The organism is Flaviramulus multivorans (assembly GCF_021728415.1).
GTDB classification, from domain to species: domain Bacteria; phylum Bacteroidota; class Bacteroidia; order Flavobacteriales; family Flavobacteriaceae; genus Sabulilitoribacter; species Sabulilitoribacter multivorans.
Genome location: NZ_JAKKDV010000002.1, coordinates 586,346 through 605,924, shown reverse-complemented (window position 1 = coordinate 605,924; position 19,579 = coordinate 586,346). Strand labels below are relative to the sequence as shown.

The 19,579-nt window shown below is 32.3% G+C and carries 12 protein-coding genes; 11 read left to right on the top strand and 1 reads right to left on the bottom strand.

Annotated elements, in window-relative coordinates; translation table 11 throughout:
* The first annotated feature begins 122 nt into the window (after nt 1-122).
* The 6 genes from L3X39_RS07510 to L3X39_RS07485 all read left to right on the top strand — a co-directional run bounded on the left by L3X39_RS07510 (nt 123) and on the right by L3X39_RS07485 (nt 6,289).
* A complete protein-coding gene (locus L3X39_RS07510) occupies nt 123-896 on the top strand; it encodes a hypothetical protein (protein WP_237231157.1) in 774 nt (257 codons plus the stop codon).
* 322 nt (nt 897-1,218) lie between these two features.
* Complete coding sequence (locus L3X39_RS07505) at nt 1,219-1,488, top strand: hypothetical protein (protein WP_237231156.1); 270 nt, start codon at nt 1,219-1,221, stop codon at nt 1,486-1,488.
* Nucleotides 1,489-1,590: 102 nt separating this feature from the next.
* The gene (locus L3X39_RS07500; RefSeq protein WP_237231155.1) at nt 1,591-2,622 is read left to right on the top strand and encodes an XdhC family protein; all 1,032 of its coding nucleotides are present in this window, start codon (nt 1,591-1,593) and stop codon (nt 2,620-2,622) included.
* Nucleotides 2,619-3,212 (top strand): nucleotidyltransferase family protein, encoded by a 594-nt coding sequence (locus tag L3X39_RS07495; protein WP_237231154.1) that lies wholly within the window; start codon nt 2,619-2,621, stop codon nt 3,210-3,212. Before L3X39_RS07500 ends, L3X39_RS07495 begins: the two co-directional genes overlap by 4 nt.
* Nucleotides 3,213-3,351: 139 nt before the next feature.
* Entirely contained in the window at nt 3,352-4,677 is a 1,326-nt protein-coding gene (locus tag L3X39_RS07490) for a sugar porter family MFS transporter (RefSeq protein WP_237231153.1), read from the top strand.
* Nucleotides 4,667-6,289 (top strand): glycoside hydrolase family 32 protein, encoded by a 1,623-nt coding sequence (locus tag L3X39_RS07485; RefSeq protein WP_237231152.1) that lies wholly within the window; start codon nt 4,667-4,669, stop codon nt 6,287-6,289. The genes L3X39_RS07490 and L3X39_RS07485 overlap by 11 nt, the downstream gene beginning before the upstream one ends.
* Nucleotides 6,290-6,297: 8 nt before the next feature.
* Here L3X39_RS07485 and L3X39_RS07480 read toward each other — a convergent pair whose 3' ends face one another.
* Nucleotides 6,298-7,320: a LacI family DNA-binding transcriptional regulator gene (locus L3X39_RS07480; RefSeq protein WP_237231151.1), complete on the bottom strand. Its 1,023-nt coding sequence runs from the start codon at nt 7,318-7,320 to the stop codon at nt 6,298-6,300.
* A gap of 474 nt (nt 7,321-7,794) precedes the next feature.
* Here L3X39_RS07480 and L3X39_RS07475 point away from each other — a divergent pair, with 474 nt between their 5' ends.
* The 5 genes from L3X39_RS07475 to L3X39_RS07455 are packed head-to-tail and all read left to right on the top strand — an operon-like array spanning nt 7,795 to nt 19,578.
* Entirely contained in the window at nt 7,795-10,776 is a 2,982-nt protein-coding gene (locus L3X39_RS07475; RefSeq protein ID WP_237231150.1) for a SusC/RagA family TonB-linked outer membrane protein, read from the top strand.
* Between the two features lie 11 nt (nt 10,777-10,787).
* A complete protein-coding gene (locus L3X39_RS07470; protein ID WP_237231149.1) occupies nt 10,788-12,395 on the top strand; it encodes a RagB/SusD family nutrient uptake outer membrane protein in 1,608 nt (535 codons plus the stop codon).
* A gap of 59 nt (nt 12,396-12,454) precedes the next feature.
* The gene (locus tag L3X39_RS07465) at nt 12,455-15,727 is read left to right on the top strand and encodes a VCBS repeat-containing protein (RefSeq protein ID WP_237231148.1); all 3,273 of its coding nucleotides are present in this window, start codon (nt 12,455-12,457) and stop codon (nt 15,725-15,727) included.
* Nucleotides 15,714-16,286, top strand: a complete 573-nt coding sequence (locus L3X39_RS07460) for a hypothetical protein (RefSeq protein ID WP_237231147.1) — start codon at nt 15,714-15,716, stop codon at nt 16,284-16,286. The genes L3X39_RS07465 and L3X39_RS07460 overlap by 14 nt, the downstream gene beginning before the upstream one ends.
* A gap of 10 nt (nt 16,287-16,296) precedes the next feature.
* Nucleotides 16,297-19,578, top strand: coding sequence for a VCBS repeat-containing protein (locus L3X39_RS07455; protein WP_237231146.1), 3,282 nt, complete (start codon nt 16,297-16,299; stop codon nt 19,576-19,578).
* The last annotated feature ends 1 nt before the right edge of the window (nt 19,579 follow it).

Below are 19,579 nucleotides of genomic sequence, written 5' to 3'. Positions count from 1 at the left end.
ATCTCTCAACTAAATCGCGAACCCTTTTGCGATAGTAAGTAATTTTAATTTCCCCTAAACATTTTTTAATAGCAACTGTATAAAAGTTATGCGGTTTACTAACCAACTAAACAATTTTAATTATGTTTAAAAAATTGATTTTTTCACAACTATTGGCGCTTGTATTTTTATGCGCTAACACTAATTTAAATGCTCAAGATGATTCTAAAAGTTATGTTATGCTTGAGTCTATTATGCTTACTCCCGATTACACAAAACTGGCTGTTCTGGGAGAAAATATGAGAAAGCACAATGCTAAATACCATAAAGATGGACCTTACAAGGCGGCAGTGTATAATATTTCAACAGGGCCAAATACTGGGAAAATCGTGTGGATGATGGGGCCAGTAACTTATACCCATTTAGACTCTCGTCCTTCGGCAGGAGGTCATGATGAAGATTGGAGAGATAATGTAATGCCTTATATTAAAAAGATTAATACTAGTGAATACTGGAGAATGGATACTAAAATATCTAATATGGATATGATGGATGGTGATAATGCTAAATATCCACTGATTTTTGTTAGATATGGAGAAATAAATGAGGATGCTGGATACGCCATCGAACCATTTTTTACCATGGTGGGGAATACCGTTAAAGCTATGGAAGGAGATAATCCTTGGGGATTATATTATAATGAATTCAGACAAGGAAATTTAGGTAGACATGTAGCTTCGGTAAGTTTTTATAAAAATTGGACCGAGTTTGATGATGATTCGATTTCATTTATGGATACTTTTAATAAAACTATTGGAAAAGATAAATGGCAAAGTTTTTTAGATATGGGAGATAATTTATTCACTAATTCATGGGACGAAATCTGGTCTTATAACGCTCATATGAGTGGTAAATAATATCTATTTATAAATAGAATTCACTTAACCTAAATTATTTTAAAAAGCTTTTATCTGAATACAAAAGATAAAAGCTTTTTAACTTTTATATAGCATTAAAAAATACGTTGCCATTAGACGAACGGTATAAAGACTAGGCTGTTGTGTTTTAAGTTAAACATTCATCTTTTTTTTAAGTACTTCACCTTTTTTATTGAAGTTAAAGATGTCAATTTTTATACCTTTACATAAATATTTAGCTTTTAATTGTAAATAAATTAAAAATTAAGTACTTTAAACAAAATTTTTTATGTTAATCCTTTAACCCTTCATTTAAAAAAGTATGGACAACGGTTATATTATATTAGGAATTATTGCATTGTTATTCTTAAGCATGTATGGCTATTCTTATTTATCAGTTTTTCGAGAAAAAATGGTTCAGAAAAGAGAGCAGAAAAAACAATTAGAAAAAGAAGAGTTAAGACGCCAAAGACGACTTGAAAATCAAAAAATTGTTGACGAGCGTGTTATGGCTTTCAACAAAAGAAAAGAAGAAATACAAAGAGAGTTAATGCTTTTAGAAAAAATGAAGGAAAAGCAAAAAGTAAGCTAAATTTGTTCATCAGATATAAAAAGCCCATGTAAATTATAATTACATGGGCTTTTTAATTTATACAGAAACTATTTTAATAATGATTTTTGCTACCTTAGTTGAATGACACATGAGTTTAAACAAATAGTAGAAGCTGCGATTTTAAATCAAGCTTCCAATATAAAAAGTGTATTAGCCACAGTTGTTGACTTAGATGGCTCATCGTACAGACATCCAGGAGTTCGTATGTTATTGTCAAGTGATGGTGATATGGTTGGAGCTGTGAGTGGCGGTTGTGTTGAAAAGGAAGTGTTACGAAGAGCGCAGTCAGTTTTTAAAACAGGTGTTTCAAAAATCATGACTTATGATGGTCGTTACCGTTTAGGTTGTGAAGGTGTTTTGTATATTTTATTGGAACCCTTTGAAGTTTCAAAGGAATTAGAAAAAATATTGTTTTACGAATTAGAAAACAGACGTACATTTACCATAACATCTAATTACAAAAAAGAAGACGAATGTATTGGAGATTTCTTCTCAAGAATTACATTTGAAAATAATGAATCCTTCATTTTTCATCCAAATCATTCTATTCAACTAGATAAAAAAGGTAGTGTAAAAGAATTTAAGCAAATATTTCCACCTTGTTTTAAACTCTTAATAATTGGAGGCGAGCATGACGCCGTAAAGTTATGTAAAATGGCTGCGCTTTTAGGTTGGGAAGTCGATGTGGTAACATCAATAAAAGACCCAAAACAACTTAATGATTTTCCTGGGGCAAAAACGGTAACCGCTAATACACCCGAAGCTTTCATTACAAGTAGTTTGGATAATCAATGCGCGGTAGTATTAATGACTCATAATTATGCGCAAGATTTAAGATATCTTTTAAAATTAAAAGACTGCAAATTACCTTATATAGGTATTTTAGGTTCAGCCAGAAGACGCGAGCAATTACAAAACGAATTGTTTGAATATACGTCTGAATTAGCCGAAACATTTTTAGATACAATTCACAGTCCCGCAGGATTAAATATAGGTGCTATTACACCAGAGGAAATAGCTTTGTCTATTTTATCAGAAATTTTGGCTATGGTTAGAAATAAAAAGCCCATACATTTAAAAACCATCTCTGGAAAAATTCGTGCTCAAAATTGAAACATATTTCGGTTATAATATTGGCAGCAGGAAGTGCTTCTAGAATGGGAAGTGTCAAACAATTATTACCTTTTAAAAACGAAACGCTTTTACAGGCTGTCATTAAAAATGCTCTGGATTCTAATGTAGATAAAGTGTTTTGTGTGTTAGGGGCAAATGCTAAAACAATTATTAACAAAATACAAAGTGAAGAGGTTGCTTTTGTAATTAACTCAAATTGGAAAGAAGGCTTAAGTTCTAGCATTAAAGCAGGAGTTAAACATATTCAAAGCTTAAACACATCAACCAATGCCATTTTATTTCTTCTTGCAGATCAACCCAATGTTGATTCGCATTATATAAACAAACTCATTAAACTATATAAAAGTGAGGCTAAAATTGTTGCTTCTAATTACGGAAACGTAAATGGCGTACCAGCTATTTTTCCTTCGATGTATTTTAAGAATCTTTTAAAGCTTAAAGGAGATAAAGGTGCAAAATTCTTGTTAAATAATGCTGACAAAAACATTGTATCGCTTGAATTAAAATCGTCTCAAATTTTAATAGATATTGACACTCCTGAAGATTATAGGCAATTTTTAAATCATTGAAATTGCTAAAAAATTTTGAATTTATAATATAAATCGAAATCGATTTCGAGCTATTAAACATCAATTATAAACTATTAACTGAAGTTTCTTAAGAAGATTGATTAATTTAACAGACCAATTTAAACTAACTAAACTAATTATGAATAATAAAATTTTAATCTGGTCCATTACCGCTGCTTTAGCTGGTTTCCTTTTCGGGTTTGATACTGTGGTAATTTCTGGTGCCGACAAAAAATTGCAAGCCCTATGGGGTTCGTCCGATGCTTTTCATGGGTCGGTTGTCATGGCGATGGCTTTATGGGGAACGGTTTTTGGCGCGTTGTTTGGAGGCATTCCAACCAATAGATTAGGTAGAAAAACAACTTTAATTTGGATTGGATTATTTTATTTTATTTCTGCGGTAGGGTCTGCCTTAGTAAATGATCCTTACACATTTGCCTTTTTCAGATTTTTAGGTGGAGTAGGTGTAGGAGCATCTACCATTGCAGCTCCGGCGTATGTTTCTGAAATTTCTCCAGCAAAGGACAGAGGGCGTTTAGTAGCGTTGTATCAGTTTAATATTGTTCTTGGAATTTTAATAGCATTTTTATCAAATTATTTATTAAGAAATGTGGGCGAAAATGCATGGAGATGGATGATTGGTGTTGAGGCATTTCCTGCTATTATTTATACAGTTTTGGTTTTTACAGTGCCCAAAAGCCCGAGATGGCTAATTTCTAAAGGGAGAAATGAGGAGGCTAAACAGGTTTTAGAAATTATAAATCCTGAAGGTGATGCAGAGGCCTTAATGCAAGAGATTAAAATTGAAAGTGAAAGCCATACTTCTGGTGAAAATATCTTTATGAAAAAATACCGTTTTCCCTTGATGCTTGCTTTTTTAATAGCTATGTTCAATCAGTTTTCTGGAATAAATGCCTTTTTGTATTACGCTCCAAGAATTTTTGAAGAAGCCGGTTTAGGAGAAAGCACCGCTTTATTAAGTAGTATTGGTATTGGCGTTACTAATTTAATATTTACACTATTTGGTGTTTTTTTAATTGACCGTTTGGGTAGAAAGGTGTTAATGTACATTGGTTCCATTGGTTATATCATATCTTTAGGATTGGTTTCTATGGCATTCTTTTTAGATTGGGAAGGAATGGCGGTTCCTATCTTTTTATTCATGTTTATAGCCTCACATGCTATAGGGCAAGGTGCGATAATCTGGGTTTATATTTCTGAGATATTCCCAAATCACTTAAGGGCAAGTGGACAATCTTTCGGTACATCAACCCATTGGATATTGGCAGCTATAATTCCATCATTAGTTCCAGTACTTTTTTCAACTATAGGAGCCGGCGTGGTGTTTATGATATTTGCTATTATGATGGTTTTTCAGTTGTTGTTTGTGATTTTTATGATGGTAGAAACCAAAGGTATTTCGTTAGAAGAATTAAGTAAAAAACTTATAAGAGATGAGAAATAAAAAATATACTAATGCACTATTCTTAGTTTTAATTTTTGCCTTATTAATTACAACAATAAGTTGTAAAAAAGAAAATAAGAGCAATACTAAAGATGCTTTAACGACTTCAAATTTAGATAGTATCGTAGAAAAGCTTTACAGACCTAATTTCCATTTTACACCTAAAGCAAATTGGATGAACGACCCTAATGGGATGTTTTATTTAAATGGAAAATACCACTTATATTTTCAGTATTATCCTGATGGAAATGTTTGGGGTCCCATGCATTGGGGACATGCTATTAGTAAAGATATGGTTACATGGGAAGAACAACCTATTGCGCTTTACCCTGATGAAATAGGATTGATTTTTTCCGGTAGTGCTGTAGTTGATAAAAATAACACCTCTGGTTTTGGAAAAGATGGTATTACACCAATAGTCGCCATATATACCTATCATAATATGCAAGGTGAAAAGGATGGCAGACTAGATTTTCAAACGCAAGCCATTGCATATTCCTTAGATGAAGGGATGACTTGGACAAAGTATGATAAGAATCCAGTCATTCCAAATCCAGGAATTAAAGATTTTAGAGACCCTAAAGTTATTTGGGACGATTCTAGTAATAAATGGATTATGTCTTTAGCCGCTGGTAATAAAATTATGTTTTATAGCTCATTAAATTTAAAAGATTGGAAATTTGAATCTGAATTTGGTGAACAATTAGGAGCGCATGGAGGTGTTTGGGAATGTCCGGATTTGTTCCCAATGAAAGTTGAGGGAAGCGATGAAACAAAATGGGTGTTAATAGTAAGTATTAATCCTGCAGGACCAAACGGTGGTAGTGCTGCACAATATTTTGTTGGAGATTTTGATGGTAAATCATTTACTCCTAATGAGAAATTTTTAAATCAGTTACAACATCATAAAGCTATTTGGTTAGATTATGGTAGAGATAACTATGCAGGTGTAACTTGGTCAAACATTCCTGAGTCAGACGGTAGACGATTATTTATAGGTTGGATGTCTAATTGGGATTATGCTAGAGATGTTCCAACATTTAAATGGCGTAGTAGTATGACTGTTGCGAGAGAGCTTAAACTTATAGAGAGTAATCAGTCTTATTATGTGCAGAGTTTACCTGTAAATGAGGTTTATAATTACGTTGAAAAGGAGATTGAAAAGGATTCTGTTAATCCAACTGAACTTTCAGCACTATTTAATACTGCCAAAATTAATATGGCAAAACTAAATCTTCAATTTGATTTAAAAAATTTGAAAGATGCAAATTATAGCTTCATATTAAGTAACAAAGAAGGAGATACACTTGCCTTAGGATTGGATAATGAGAATAATGAATTTTATTTGGATAGAACAAAGTCAGGAAAAGTAAATTTTTCTGAAAAATTTGCACCTCACGTTTCAAAAGTTAAAGTATCCGAAAAACTGCAAAATCTTAAAGTACAAATACTTTTGGATAAAACATCCATTGAGGTTTTTTATAATAACGGAGAAACTGTTATGACCGAATTGTTTTTTCCAAACCAACCTTTAGATACGTTTTCGATTCATTCAGATGATAAAACCTTTAAAATTGAGAATCTGAAAATTCAAGAATTTAAGTTTAAATAATTTTATAACTAACAGGATTTTCTAATAATTAATTCGGTGTCAATTATAACTTTTTGAAATTCAATTGGTTTTTGTTTGTGTTTACTTTCAATTTCTTGAAATAATATTTGTGCTGATTTTTCACCCATTTTAGTCCCATTTTGTTCAATCGAAGATAGAGAAGGCGAGATAACTGATGACATAAACCAATTGCTAAAACCAAACACAGCAATTCGCTCAGGAATCTTTATATTATTTTCATTAAAATAATTGATGGCACCTATTGCTAAAAGATCGTTTACCGTAAAAAGGGCATCAACATTATTTCCATGGTCTGCTATAAGCTTTTCAGCATTTTCATATCCATCTGAAAAATCAGAATTGTTATCACATACATAAACCAAGGAAGGATCGAACTCAATATTATTGTCTAATAAAGCCTTTTTATAACCCAAAAAACGGTCAATAGAATTTTGAGGGTTTAAATCACCTCTAAAATGAGCAATCCGTTTGTAACCTTTTTGTATAAGATAGTTAACAGCATCATACGAGGCTTTTCTATCATCTATTAAAACTTTAGAACAATTAATCGTTTTAGCGATTTTATCAACCAGAATGAGAGGAATATTATAATCTATAATTTTTGCTAAATGGCTAAAATCTCTGGTTTTATTTGCTAAAGAAATAATAATACCATCAACACCTTTGCTTAAAAGTACATCAACTTGCTTTTTCTCAAGATCATAATCTTCATTAGATTGCATTAACACAACCATATAGTTTCTTTCCTCGGCTTCTTTTAAAATGCCATCAATAATATTTGAAAAAAAATAATGAACCATAGAAGGGATTATAACACCTACAATTTTAGACTCTTGATTTCTTAAACCTTGAGCAAAAGCATTAGGTGTATAATTTAAACTTTTAGCTAACTCTTGTACTTTTAATTTTGTTTCTTCATTTATATCAGAGTAATCTTTTAAAGCTTTAGAAACTGTGGAGGTTGAAAGCCCAAGTTTATTTGCAAGTACTTTTAAAGTAACCTTTGGCATATTTTGCTATTAACGTTATTGATTTAACTTGAAACTAAAGATAATTTAAAAATATTTCATGAAACAAATTTATTTCATCTCAAAACACCTACAATTCATTATTTTTTACTGTTAAAACCATACATTTTTTTGGGTTCTATTGATAAATTTGTAAATTAAGACTTTTAAATTTATTTACTCTATAAAAAAATACCATAGAAATTTAATAAAAATGAATTGGGAAGCCCTATTATTACTATATTCGCAACGACCGAAAACGTTTTCGGTTAAAAAAAATGCCTTTTTTTAATTTTTTTTTAATTATTACTTTTAAAAATGCAAAATTTGTTTTTATAAATTTTATGGAAACTTTAACATTTTGTTCAAATTCTTTCAGTGAATAAAAATAAACAGGTAAAAGGTATTGATTATTTATTTTTACCTATCACATTAATTTAGAAACTAACAAACAATTAATTATTAACTAAACTCAATATGAAAAACAAATTACTAAAAAAGCTTTTGCTTCCTATGGTCATGCTATTTGGAAGCTTTATCTATGCGCAATCAGTAACAGGTACTGTTTCTGATGCATCAGGGCCTCTACCAGGAGTAAACGTTTTGGTAAAAGGGACATCGGTAGGAACTGTAACAGATTTTGATGGGAACTTCCAAATTAATGCTAATGATGGAGATACTTTAGTGTTTTCTTACATTGGTTATTTAACTCAAGAAGTAGTTGTTTCAGGTACTACAGTAAATGTAACGCTTGCTGAAGATGCAGCTCAACTTGATGAGGTTGTAGTTGTTGGGTATGGTAGTACTACAAAAAAGGAAATTACTTCTGCTGTAACGAAAGTAGGCGAAGAAGAATTTAACCGTGGTACAATTAACAACCCGTCTGAGTTACTTCAAGGTAAAGTAGCGGGTTTAAGTATCTATAACAAAGGTGGTAGCCCGAATGAGGATGCTGTTATTCGTTTAAGAGGTATTTCAACAGTAGGTTCAAACTCATCGCCATTAATTGTAATTGATGGTATCATTGGAGCGTCATTAAACAACATTGACCCGAGTGATATTGACAGTATGACGGTGCTTAAAGATGGTTCTGCAGCTGCAATTTATGGATCACGTGGTTCTAGTGGTGTAATTATTGTTACTACTAAAAGAGGTAGGGCAGGAACGACTTCAGTAGATTATAATGGTTCTGTTGCAATTGCATCTATTGCGAATCAAGTAGAGAATATGAGTGGTGATGAATTTGCCGCAGCTGGTGGTACTGATTTAGGTAGTAGAACAGATTGGATGGATTTAGTGACTAGAGATGCTGTGTCAAATATTCACAATGTGGCGATTTCTGGAGGATACGATCAAACTAGCTTTAGAGTTTCAACAAACTTTAGAGATGCTCAAGGTATTTTAGAAAATTCTGGTTTTAAGCAATTTAACACGAGACTTCAAGCTTCTACAGTTATCTTAGACGATAAATTAAAGATTGATTTTAATGCATCTTATACAAAAAGAGATTCAGAATTTGGATTTAACGAGGCGTTACGTTACGCAGTGCTTTATAATCCAACAGCGCCAGTTTTAGGTGTAGATTCACCATATCCTTATAACCCGGATCCTTATGGAGGGTATTTTGAAACACTTGGTTTATTCGACAGTTTTAACCCAGTGTCTATTGTAAATCAGAATACTAATAATGGTAGTCGTAATGAATTTACTTATGGTGCTAATTTTAAATATTCGGTTACACAAAATATTACTTTAAACGGTACGTATTCTGAGCAATTTAAAAAATTAACCAATGGTGAGTACTATAGAACAACATCATTGTTTAGAGGAGGTGCTAGTAGCCCGTTTAGAAAAGGTTTAGCTAGACTTTACACTAGAGACGATAGATTTAAGTTATTTGAATTATATGGCGATATTAGTATTGACCCATCTGAGAAATTAAACTTAAAGTTTACAGGAGGTTACTCTTGGCAAGAAGAAACATTTAATGATTATTTCTTATCTGCTGGAGATTTTCCAAATGATGATTTAGCTTATTTAGATGCTTTAGAGTGGTCTCAAGATCAAATTAATGCAGGACAAATATCTATTAACAGTAACAGATCGCCGGAGCAAAGAATTATTGCATTCTTTGCAAGAGCTAATGCTACTTTTGATGATGCTATTTATTTTAATGCATCTTTACGTAGAGAAGGTTCAACTAAATTAGGTGAAAACAATAAATGGGGTACATTTCCAGCATTTGGTTTAGGTGTAGACTTAAACAAATATGTAGACTTTAATAATGTAGATTTATTTAAAGTACGTTTAGGATACGGTGTTACAGGTTCTTTACCTTCTGACTACGGTTTAGCGAATGCAAGATTTAGTCCTACGGCTGATTTATTAAGTACTAATCAAGTTACAGATGCTAACCCAGATTTAAAATGGGAGCAAAAAGCGGAGACTAACTTTGGTATTGAGTTTAATGCAGGACGCTTATCAGCTACTTTAGATTTATATACGCGTCAAGTAAAAGATTTCATCTTACAAAGAGCTGTTGATGTAGCCGTTTACCCAACTGGACAAAGAGTTGAAAATGGTGGAGACTTATCTACCAATGGTTTTGAATTAGCATTAAATTATGATATTATTAAAAAGGAGGATTTAACATATAACTCGGGAATCGTATTATCTAGTTACAAAACAACCTTAGATTCTTTTGACGCTACAACATTAAGAGGAAACTTAGGTGCTCCTGGGCAAAATGATACAGCAGTGATTTTAGTTGCTCCAGGTGAAGCAATTGGTGAAATTTGGGGTCCAATTTGGGATGGTACAGTTACTAATGGTAGCCAGAACTTTGTTGATGTTAATGGTGATGGTACAATCCAAGCAGAACAGTTGATAGGTAATATTATTGACGCGAATGAAGATGGTGTAAGAGATGGAGATTTAGCTAAATTAGGTAAAGGTATTCCAGATTTCGAATTAGGATGGTCTCATACATTAACGTATAAAAACTGGGATGTTAATGCGTTTTTTAGAGGTGCTTTCGGACACAGTTTAGTAAATAACTTTAGAGTATTTTATGAGCCTAGAGTTGGAAGTCAAGGATCTTACAACCTTATTAATACAAAGTATGCTGATCCAGCTATCACAAATGCGAAATTCAGTTCTTTGTATGTAGAGAAAGCAGATTTTGTTAAGTTAGATAACATATCAGTAGGTTATAATTTTGATATTTCTGATGATAACAAATACATTAAAAACTTAAGAGTGTCATTAAGTGCTCAAAACTTGTTTACCATTACAGGATATACAGGTGCTGACCCTGAGCCGGCTTTAACAGATAGAGGTTCGGTTGATAATGGAGGATTCTTAGGCTTTAATGCTGATCCTTTAACTCCAGGTATAGATAGAAGATATAATTATTTTGCATCCAGAACAATTACCTTAGGTGTAAATGTTAACTTTTAATAAAAAAAACTATGAAAAACATTTTTAAATTAATTTTAATGAGTAGTGCACTTATTTTTGCAGGTGCATGTACAGATTTAGACGAAGTACTTGTTGGTGAAGTAAGCGAACCATTTAATGGTGAAGAACCAACCTTTGGTACTTTTGATGGCGGTGGTTCAGGACCATCGGATGCAGTATCGTCTGCATATAACCAATTAAGAGAATCAGGTTCTGCGAACCATGGTGGATATTGGTCAGTTCAAACAGTATCATCTGATGAGGCAGCAATTACCCAAAAAGGTGGTGACTGGTATGATGGTGGTATCTGGATTGATATGCACAGACATACTTACGGACCAACAAACGGTCCTGTAAACGGGACATGGGGTCAGCAATATTCTGCAATTGGAGCTTGTAATACAGCTTTAGCTGCCGGAAACCTAGATGCAAATCAAACCGCTCAAGTAAGAGCATTACGTGCATTTTTCTACTATAGATTACTTGACCTTTACGGAAGAGTAAAATTAGTAACAACACCTGGTACGGATGCTCCACAATCTACAAGAGCACAAGTTTTTAATTTTGTAGAAAGCGAGTTATTAGCGTCTTTAGGAATTGCAAGTGTAATTGGAATGGATTTATCATCTAGTCCATTAAGTGCGTCTCAAACACGTTACAGAATTAATCGTTTTGCGGCTTTAGGATTACTTGCTAAATTATATTTAAATGCTGGAGTTTATACAGGCACTCCTAGATATGCTGAAGCGTCTGTTGCTGCAGGTTATGTAATTGACAATGGCGGATATACTTTATGTGATACAGGTTGTTCAGTACCTAATCCAGCTAAAAGACCTAGTGTAGCTTCTGATCCAGATACCTTAGAAGGGTATGCAGCGGTTTTTGCACCTAATAACAATACGAATCCTGAAATTGTTTGGGCTATTGCTTACGACAATGTTTCTGGTACGAATATGAATTTCGCACAAATGACGTTACACTATTCAAGTCAGTTTACGTGGAATTTACAAAATCAACCATGGAATGGATATTCTGCATTAGAAGATTTTTACAATTCTTATGATGCGGCTGATAAGCGTAAGACAGCAAACTTTATTGTAGGACCACAAGCTGATTACGAAGGTTCTGCCATTTTAGATTATGCTAGTACAGAAGCTGATATATCATTAGTTTATACAACTGATATTAATGAATTAGAGCCTAATGCTTCGAGACAAGGTGGTGCGCGTTTAGGTAAATTTAGTTTCCGTCAAGGACAAAGAGATAACATGGATAACGATATGCCAATCATTCGTTTAGGTGATATGTATTTAATCCGTGGTGAAGCTGATGCGAGAGTTGCAGGTGACTGGAACGTTGCTTTAACAGATGTAAACACAATCAGAGCAAGAGCAGGTGTTTCTGCTTTAGGTTCTTTAACTGCTGATGACTTTTTAGCAGAAAGAGGTCGTGAAATGTTTATGGAAGTAACACGTCGTCAAGACTTAATTCGCTTTGGTAAATATAATGATGCATGGTGGGAAAAACCTGCTTCTGCAGCATTCAGAAATGTATTCCCAATTCCACAAGAGCAAATTGATGCAAGTGGAGGAACTTTAACACAAAACCCTGGTTATTAATTAGAGTTTTTGTTTTAATATAAACGGGTTATCAGCTATATTTGATAACCCGTTTTTTTATGAATTTATTTCCTGATAAATTGAAGTTATTTTATTACATACTAATTTTATTAGTGACGTTCTCCTGTACTAAAGCGAAGGATAAAACTAGTACACTTTTCAAAATTAAGAGCACTCATATTAATTTTGAAAACACCTTAGTAGAAACTGAAGAGCTAAACCCATATACCTATAAAAATTTTTATAACGGCGGTGGAGTTGCTCTAGGCGATATTAATAACGATGGACTATTAGATATTTATTTTACAGGGAATTTAGTCAACAATCAATTGTATTTAAATAAGGGTAATTGGCTTTTTGAAAACATAACCGAAAAAGCTGGAGTAGCCTGTGACAATGTTTGGTCTTCAGGTGTAACATTTGTTGATATAAACCACGATGGTTTGCTAGATATTTATGTTTGTAAAGCGGGACCACCAAGTAATCAATCTAATCGGCATAACGAATTATTTATTAATAATGGTGATTTAACATTTTCAGAGCAATCAAAAAAATATGGTTTAGATATAGTTGGTTTATCTGTACAGGCTAATTTTTTTGATTATGATAAAGATGGAGACTTAGACTGTTATTTATTAAGCAACTCTATAAGAGCTGTTGGGAATTATGATTTGATAAAAGACCAGCGTAATAAACCCACAACTACTGGTAATAAGTTTTTAAGAAACAATAATGGATTTTTTGTTGATATTACACAAGAAGCCAATATTTATTCTAGCGCCATTGGTTTTGGATTGGGCATAACGGTAAGTGATTATAATAACGACAGTTGGCCAGATATTTTTATTTCAAACGACTTTTTTGAGCGGGATTATTTTTATGTAAATCAACAAGACGGCACGTTTAAAGATCATTTAGAAAATCAATTTGAATCTATTTCGATGGGTTCTATGGGTGCCGATGCAGCTGATTTAAATAACGATTCCAGAATCGATATTATGGTAACAGAAATGCTGCCAAAAACCTTAGAAAGACAGCGCACCAAAACGCTTTTTGAGTCATGGAATAAATATGATATGGAGGTTAAAAATGGGTATCACTATCAGTTTTCGCGAAATGCATTGCATAGAAATATGGGCGATGATACTTTTTTTGAAGTAAGCAGGTTTTCTAATGTAGCCGCTTCTGAATGGAGTTGGGCATCTCTTTTGTTTGACGCCGATAATGATGGTTTAAAGGATATTTTTGTTAGTAATGGTATTGCTAAAGACTTGCTTGACAGGGATTACTTAGTCTATATGGCAAATGAAGATCAAATACGTGATATGATTAAAAATGACAAGCAGGTCATGAAAAAACTAATCAACCTTATGCCATCGCAACCAGTTCCAAATGTGGCATTTAAGAATCATGGCAATTTTGAATTCACGGATGAATCTATAAATTGGGGTTTAGACACTCCAAGTTTTAGTAATGGAAGTGCATATGGTGATCTTGATAATGATGGCGATTTAGATTTAGTAGTAAACAATGTAAATATGTTAGCTTTTATTTACGAAAACCAATCAGATACTACGTTGCAAAGTAGTATTACATTAAAGCTAAAAGGCGATTTTCAAAACACATTTGCCATAGGCGCTAAAGCGGAAATATACTTTGATAATTCATATAGTATTTTAGAAAATTTTCCATCTAGAGGGTTTCAAAGTTCGGTTTCACCCGATTTGTTATTTGGTACAGGTGCTAGTAAAACCGTTGATAGTTTAATTATTAGTTGGCCTAACGGAACAAAAAGTAAACATCAAAATTTAAAGACTAATCAGGTTTATAATTATACGCAGCCGTCATTGGATACTTTGATAAAACAGAATTTTGGTAATCAGAATTCAAATAATCCATTGCAACTCACTGATAAGTTGATAAATTTTAAGCATAACGAAAATAATGCTGTAGATTTTAACAGAGAGCAATTGCTACCCGAGATGTTTAATAATGAAGGACCTAATATTGCAAGTGAAGATATCAATAATGATGGAAATCCTGATTTTTATATAGGAGGCGCTAAAGGATATTCTGGAAGTTTGTTTTTATCACAACCCGATAAAAGTTATAAAGAAATTAAAGCACCATTTGAATTAAATTCAAAATCCGAAGATACTGATGCCATATTTTTTGATAGTGATAATGATGGAGATTTAGATTTATACGTATGTAGTGGAGGTAAGTCTTTTTCAAAATTTGACTTTTCTTTAAATGACAGACTTTATATTAACGATGGTAATAGTAATTTCAGCTTAAGTTCAAACGCTTTACCATTCAAATCTCCAATAAGCTCTTCTACAGTTTCTGTTTATGATTTCGACCAAGATGGAGATGTTGATATTTTTATAGGAGAACGTTTTCAAGTGGAAACCTATGGAATTCCAACCAGTGGTTATATTTTAGAAAATAAAGGAGGTAATAAATTTGAATTCTCAAAACAGCAATCATTAAGTAATATTGGTTTAATTACAGATTCTCAATGGGCAGATTTAAATAATGACGGCGTTAAAGATTTAATTGTGGTTGGCGAGTGGATGCCTGTTTCAATTTTCATAAATAAAAAGGGTGTCTTAACCAACGAAACAAAATCATTTGGTTTAGAAAACACTTCAGGTTATTGGAAAACACTCAAATTAGTTGATGTTAATAAAGATGGAAGTTTAGATATACTCGCTGGCAATAAAGGAACAAATTCTTTTTTCAATGAAGGTATAAGAATGTATGTTTCAGATTTTGATAATAATGGTACGGTTGAGCAAATTATTTGCTATAAAAGGGGCAATAATTATTACCCTATTTTGGACAGAGATGAGCTGATTTCGCAAATAGCTAGTTTAAAACAAAAACTACTATTTTATAAAGATTTTTCAAATGCAACCATACAAACTATTTTTAGCAAAGAGCAACTAGATAAAGCCATTATTCTCGATATAAATACAACAAAAACGACATTATTTATAAATAAAAATAATACATTTAAAGCCCAAGATTTACCAGTGGAAATTCAATATTCAAACGTTGAAGCTATAGTTGTTTTTGATGTAAATAGCGATGGTAATTTAGATGTTATTTTTGGTGGCAACCAATATTTGGTTAAACCTCAATTTGGAAGACAAGATGCCTCCCGTGGGTGGCTATTATATGGAGATGATAAACATCAATTTAATAATGTTATTCCATTAAATATTAAAGGACAGATTAGAGATTTTAATATTGGTAAAATAAATGATAGAAATTATTTATTAACTACGATTAATAACGATAGTTTAAAAGTTTATGAAATTAAATAGTTTAAAAAAGTTAGGAATTTTTTTAGTAATAATTTTGGTGTGTTCTTGCCAATCAGAATATACAAAACTTGTTAAAAGGGAATTAGCTAGTGGTAAGACATACAATAGTGTTTTTCATGGTTTGGAATTTGGTCAAACTAGAAAGGAGTTTTATGAAATTTGTTGGAATCTAAACAAACAAGGTATTGCGACTCATGGAGGAAAAAATGAAAATGTGCAAACTATTTTATATCCAAAAGACAGCACCCAAACAACAAAAAAAATTAAAATGCTGTTTTACGCAAAATTTAATCCTGAAGATATTATAACAGCAATGGACGTAACATTTTCTTATGTAGCGTGGGCGCCATGGAACAAAGATTTAGAATCTGATGATCTTTTGCCTGTAATACAGGATTCTTTAATGAAATGGTACCCTGGGAACGCATTCATGAAAGTTAAGAATACTTTGGTGAAAGTTGATGGAAATAGACAAATTCAATTGAAAACAGAAACAGATAGAGACGTTTCTGTATTGATTGAAGATTTAAAATACAAGCTTAATCATTTGAAAAAGTAAAATTTAAAAAATGAAACATATATATATATATTGTTTACTTCTTATAGCGTTTTCTTGCAATAAAAAAGACGAAGCTCAAAAGGAAATAAAGCCTCAATTTGAATTATTGCCTCCAGAAATAACGGGGATTAATTTTAGTAATGATTTGGAATCTACTGATGAGTTTAATGTATATCGATACAGAAATTTCTACAATGGTGGCGGTGTTGCCATTGGCGATATTAATAACGATGGATTAGAAGATGTTTACTTAACTTCTAATATGAACGAAAACAAATTGTATTTGAATAAAGGAAATTTTCAATTTGAAGACATTACCGAAAAATCAGGAACTGCTGGAACAAAAGCTTGGTCTACAGGAGTTTCAATGGTTGATATTAATGCTGATGGTTTTTTGGATATTTATGTTTGTAATTCCGGTGATGTTAAGGGCGACAATAAACAAAACGAATTTTTTATAAATAATGGTGATTTAACTTTTACTGAACGTGCTGAAGAATTAGGGTTAGATGATAAAGGGTATTCTACACATGCTTCCTTTTTTGATTATGACCAAGATGGGGATTTAGATGTTTACCTTCTAAATAATTCATATCAGGCCATAGGGAGTTTTAACCTTACTAAAAATGAACGCCCAAAAAGAGATGTTTTGGGAGGTGATAAACTTTTTGAAAATAAAGACGGAAAGTTTATTGACGTTAGTGAAAAAGCGGGTATTTATGGAAGTGTTATTGGTTTTGGTTTAGGCGTTACCGTGGGCGATATGAATAACGATAATTGGCAAGATATTTACGTTTCAAATGATTTTTTTGAACGCGACTATTTATACATCAATCAAAAAGATGGAACGTTTAAAGAGTGTTTAACAAGTTCGATAAACTCAATAAGTGGCGCTTCTATGGGAGCCGATGCTGCAGATATTAATAATGATGGTTATAACGATATTTTTATAACCGAAATGCTTCCCAGTGAATATGATAGATTAAAAACTGTTACAACTTTTGAAGACTGGAATAAGTATCAATACAACCTAAAGAACGATTACTACCACCAGTTTACAAGAAATACATTACAACTAAATAATAACAATTTAACTTTCAGTGAAATAGGAAGATTTAGTGGTGTGGAAGCATCTGATTGGAGTTGGGGAGCCTTATTTTTTGATATGAATAATGATGGATTAAAAGACTTATTTATTGCCAATGGCATATACAAAGACTTGACCAATCAGGATTATTTAAAATATATTTCGAATCAAGAAGTGATTGAGTCTGTTGTAAATAACAATCAAGTGGATTACAAAAAACTGATTGATATTATTCCTTCAAATAAAGTGAAAAATCATGCCTATGTAAACTCGGGCAATTTGAAATTTGAACGTCAAGAAAACGGATTAAATACTAAAGGCTTTTCAAATGGCGCCGCTTATGGCGATTTAGATAATGATGGTGATATGGATTTGATTGTCAATAATGTAAACATGCCATTATTTGTTTATCAAAATAATTTAAATGACCCCGAAGCGCATTATTTAAAAGTTGTTTTAAAAGGAGAAGGTCTAAATAAAAATGCAGTTGGTGCTAAATTAAAATTGAGCAATAAATCAAACACTTATTATTTAGAACAGCAGCCAGTAAGAGGTTTTCAGTCTTCTATGGATAACAGACCAAACTTTGGCTTTAAAGATAAAGACAGCTTAACATTAACGGTTATTTGGCCTTCAGGGAAAGTGTCGATGTTGCAAAATGTTGAGGCTAATAAAATAATTATTTTAGAAGAAAAAGATGCTAATTTGACTATGGATTCTTCTTTAAATAAAACTGAAACTGAGAATCTTTTTACAAAAGCAGAAAATATCTTAGACTTTGTTCATAAAGAAAGTAACTATATCGATTTTAATGTTGAGCGCTTATTACCCTTTATGCGAAGTGCAGAAGGGCCGAAAATGTCGATAGGTGATGTTAATAATGATGGTCAACAAGATATTTTTATTGGAGGTTCAAAAAGTAATGAGTCAAAGTTATTTATTCAAAAGAACAATCGTTTTATACCAAGCTCTTCTAAAGTTTTTGAAAAGAATAAAACTGCTGAAGATACCGAGAGTGTGTTTTTTGATGCTGATGGTGACGGGGATTTAGATCTTTACGTGTGTAGTGGAGGTGTAGAGTTTTCAAAATTCAGCCCTAATTATTTAGACAAGCTATATATCAATAATGGAAACGGAGATTTTACCGTTTCAAATCAAATATTGCCAACACCAATAGGTTATCATAGCAGTAGTACTGTAACAGCAGCTGATATTGATAATGATGGGGATATTGATTTATTTGTAGGAGAAAGAACCATACCGAACGCCTATGGAATGGCAGGTTCAGGATTCTTACTAGTTAATGATGGTAAAGGTAATTTTGAAGAGAAATCGAATGAACTTGCCCCTAGATTTAAAGATTTAGGAATGATAACGGATGCATTGTTTATAGATATTAATAAAAACGGGTTTAAAGATCTAGTTGTTGTTGGTGAGTTTATGGGGATTCGAGTTTTCGAAAATCAAAATGGACGTTTTACAGAATCAAAAAATAATCAGTTATCAAACTTAAAAGGGTGGTGGAATACCATTGAACAAAGTGATTTAGATGGTGATGGGGATATGGATTTAATAGTTGGGAATCATGGGTTAAATAGTAGGTTTAAAGCTACGGAGAGTTCTCCAATAAAACTATATGCAAACGATTATGATGGGAATAGCTATTCAGATCCTATATTAGCCTTTACAGCGAATAATGGAAAGGAGTACCCATACGCTTTAAGACATAATTTGGTAGACCAACTAAAGTATTTAAGTAAAAAGTATCCGGATTATGAATCATTTAAAGACGCCACAATCCAAGATATTTTTACAAAGGAGCAACTAGATAGTAGTTTAGTTTTAGAAGTTAATATACTTAGTTCAGTTGTTTTATTAAACCAAGGTGATTTTAATTTTGAAGTAAAGGCATTACCTAACGAAACACAGTTCTCGCCAATTTACGCTATAACCACTGCAGATTTTGATAATGATGGTGACCAAGACATACTTTTAGGAGGTAATTTAAATGGTGTAATGCCTGAATTTGGTAGGTATGATGCGTCTTTTGGAAATTATTTAGAAAATATAGGTGGTGGAAATTTTAAATATCACCAAACTGGAAAAGGTTTAAAAGTAAATGGACAAATAAGAGATGTAAAAATAATTAATAATGAAATATTCATTGCTAAAAATAACGACTCACTAGAGGTTTATAAATATTAAT

Coding starts and splice junctions, on each gene's coding strand:
- L3X39_RS07500 (WP_237231155.1), top strand. CDS start 1,591: ATGACACATGAGTTTAAACAAATAGTAGAAGCTGCGATTTTAAATCAA.
- L3X39_RS07480 (WP_237231151.1), bottom strand. CDS start 7,320: ATGCCAAAGGTTACTTTAAAAGTACTTGCAAATAAACTTGGGCTTTCA.
- L3X39_RS07505 (WP_237231156.1), top strand. CDS start 1,219: ATGGACAACGGTTATATTATATTAGGAATTATTGCATTGTTATTCTTA.
- L3X39_RS07455 (WP_237231146.1), top strand. CDS start 16,297: ATGAAACATATATATATATATTGTTTACTTCTTATAGCGTTTTCTTGC.
- L3X39_RS07475 (WP_237231150.1), top strand. CDS start 7,795: ATGAAAAACAAATTACTAAAAAAGCTTTTGCTTCCTATGGTCATGCTA.
- L3X39_RS07490 (WP_237231153.1), top strand. CDS start 3,352: ATGAATAATAAAATTTTAATCTGGTCCATTACCGCTGCTTTAGCTGGT.
- L3X39_RS07470 (WP_237231149.1), top strand. CDS start 10,788: ATGAAAAACATTTTTAAATTAATTTTAATGAGTAGTGCACTTATTTTT.
- L3X39_RS07510 (WP_237231157.1), top strand. CDS start 123: ATGTTTAAAAAATTGATTTTTTCACAACTATTGGCGCTTGTATTTTTA.
- L3X39_RS07485 (WP_237231152.1), top strand. CDS start 4,667: ATGAGAAATAAAAAATATACTAATGCACTATTCTTAGTTTTAATTTTT.
- L3X39_RS07460 (WP_237231147.1), top strand. CDS start 15,714: ATGAAATTAAATAGTTTAAAAAAGTTAGGAATTTTTTTAGTAATAATT.
- L3X39_RS07465 (WP_237231148.1), top strand. CDS start 12,455: ATGAATTTATTTCCTGATAAATTGAAGTTATTTTATTACATACTAATT.